This is a genomic window from Thermoleptolyngbya sp. M55_K2018_002, assembly GCF_015295965.1.
Classification (GTDB): Bacteria; Cyanobacteriota; Cyanobacteriia; order Elainellales; family Elainellaceae; genus Thermoleptolyngbya; species Thermoleptolyngbya sichuanensis.
On sequence record NZ_DVEA01000416.1, the window covers coordinates 1 to 2,338 of the forward strand.

The 2,338-nt window shown below is 64.1% G+C and carries 3 protein-coding genes; all 3 read right to left on the reverse strand.

What is annotated here, in order from left to right; translation table 11 throughout:
• Positions 1-100 precede the first annotated feature (100 nt).
• Positions 101-967, reverse strand: a complete 867-nt coding sequence (locus IGS51_RS20860) for a DUF6671 family protein (protein WP_297080681.1) — start codon at positions 965-967, stop codon at positions 101-103.
• 92 nt (positions 968-1,059) lie between these two features.
• On the reverse strand, positions 1,060-1,530 hold the full coding sequence (locus IGS51_RS20865; protein WP_297080682.1) for a hypothetical protein: 471 nt from the start codon (positions 1,528-1,530) through the stop codon (positions 1,060-1,062).
• The coding region (locus tag IGS51_RS20870) for a sulfite exporter TauE/SafE family protein (protein WP_297080683.1) at positions 1,502-2,338 on the reverse strand (837 nt) is incomplete at its 5' end. The genes IGS51_RS20865 and IGS51_RS20870, both read right to left, overlap by 29 nt.

Here is a 2,338-nt window from a genome sequence, read left to right on the forward strand (position 1 = left end):
AGGTTTTTGTGTGGTAACTGAAATCTACCATGTCTCTCCCGCCCGCAACCCTCCCTTCATGCAACAACGCCCTACTGGAATGCTCACTGTTCCGCCCAGGCTAGGGGTTGCAGTAGGTACACTGGGCCGGGTCGGCAAAGTCCTGACCGTCGGGATAGCGCACGGTTTCAGTAAAACCGCACTGGGTGCAGCGGTAGAGGGCGGCTAGTGTCAGGCTTGTGGGCGCGTGGCAAAGGGCGCAGGGCAATCCGGGCTGGCGATCGCCCACGTCGAAACCGGGCGCGTGGCACTGGGGGCAAGTCTGTTGCAGCTTGCGGATCAGGTCTTGCGTTGCGAGGGCGATTGCCTTCATCCGCGTGGGGTTCATCATGGCCCGCATGTCGGTTTCCAGATGGGCGCGGCCGTGGCGCTTGAGGGTCGCGGTCACGATTTCTCGGAACTGATCTTCCTGCGTGATGCCCTTGTGTATCTCCGTGGGGTCGCTGCCCTCTGCCGCAGGCATCACCACCAGCCCGTGACTGGGAAACCCTGCCGATTGGGCAAATTTCAGCGCCGCCTCCAAGCTGTCTACCTGCTGATGGCTATAGTTGGTGTCTGGCGTAGCGGCGTGGCCCGCGATCTCCAGCCCATGCCGCCGATCGACCAATAGCACCAGTTCTCGATTGAGCGGTACGTAGGGCATCAGCGGATGGGGCCCAAAGCTGCCCTCGCTGGCGATCGCCAACTCTGTTCCCAGCGCTGCCCCCAGATGTTCCAGTGCGTGCATTGCCTTGAGCCGCGCCGTCGCTAGCTGATCTGCCGGCCGCTTGATATCGCGGGTAAAAGTGCCAAACTGGTCGCTGTCGAAGCCGCTGGGAACCACTATTTCTAGGGCAAACGCGGACGTGAGGAGGGGGGCGATCGCCGCCTCCTTGCGATGCATGGTCGCCAGAATAGCCGTGCGTCCGGTAAACCAGTGGGAAGACATCGGGAAGCATGAGAGAAGGAGTGAAGTCCTGAGGCATTATTTTACCTTACCTACCCTGCCATGACCGATCCCGCCAGTCCCCATTGTCCCCACTACCTTGCCACTGTCACCGGAAACCGCAGTTCAAACGGCGTAAACGTGCCCGACGTGACGGGGCGGCCGCGCAAGACTAGCTCGTAAGCGCCAGCGCGAGGGAAGGTGACAGTGGCTCCGGGAATGCCTTGGCGACCTTCGGCGGAAACGGCTTGCAGCGTGGGCGACAGAATGGGCGCATCCCCCTGGCGGCGCGGGCGGGCGTAAACCTCGAGCTGGCAGGTGCAGGCGGAGAGGGGAATTGTCTGGCCGCCACGTCGCGCCAGTGCAAACCAGGCCTGGCTGGCAACTCCGGCGCGGGGATTGTCTCGCGGCTCGATATGCACCGTGCCGCCGACCTCGCCCGACACCTGCACCTGATGGGCACTGGCCGGATCAAGGGGGGACAGACCAATCCTGCCTGCCGCCATCGACAGACCCAGCAGCACCAGCAGGCTTGCATTACGAACGACGAGACGGAGCTTCTGCATACCATTCCTCCTGACCAAACCATTTCCAGACCCAGCGGCCGCGCAGCAGCAAGACGCTGAGGGTTGCCCCACTGAGGGCGATCGCCCCTGCCCAGTGCCACCCCGTAGGCGACACGCCGAGGTAGGTAGAACCGATGGCGATCGCGTGAATCGTAGCCAGCAGCAGGGCAGGAACCGAAAGCAGGTGCAGCGGCCGCCAGGTTTCCCCCAGCCACTTTTGCGCTCGGTCGAAGCTCGTCAGGGCGGCGGGGAGCATCGCCAGCAGCGCGGCGGCTCCAGCGGCGATCGCCCCTTGGTGTTGTGGCAGCATGAAGGCGATCGCCTGCCAGTTCCAGCCCCAGGTGTGTTCCGCCATGTGCAGCGTGTGCGCCGCCGCCAGCACAAACGCGCCCACCCCCAGCGCCCGCCGTACCCTCAGCAGCCCACTCCAGAGACGGCTGAGGGGCCGAGCCACCAGCGCCAGCATCAGGCAGAGCAAGCTGGCGTGGCCAGTGAAGTCCGTCATCGTGTCGCCCGTCCGCAGCAGCGTCAACAGACCAATGCTCAGCGTCACCCAGCCGCCCAGTCGATAAAACTGGCTGCGCTGATCGGCGCTCAGCCATGCCGCAGACGTGCCCACGCCCAGCATCGTCGGCAGCGTCCCCAGCCCAAAGGCTAGCATGGTGGCGCTGCCCAGCCAGGGATTGCCTGTGTCGGCTGCCTTGATCTGGGCTGCGTAGAGAAATCCGCAGGGAAACAGACCCCAAACCGCGCCAAGCAGCAGGGGCGTAGCCACATGGGAGCGCTTGCCAAGTCTCTGTATCAGGCG

What these genes read in the sequence shown, in the direction of transcription:
- IGS51_RS20860 (WP_297080681.1), bottom strand. Translation starts at nt 967, where the DNA reads ATGTCTTCCCACTGGTTTACCGGACGCACGGCTATTCTGGCGACCATG.
- IGS51_RS20865 (WP_297080682.1), bottom strand. Translation starts at nt 1,530, where the DNA reads ATGCAGAAGCTCCGTCTCGTCGTTCGTAATGCAAGCCTGCTGGTGCTG.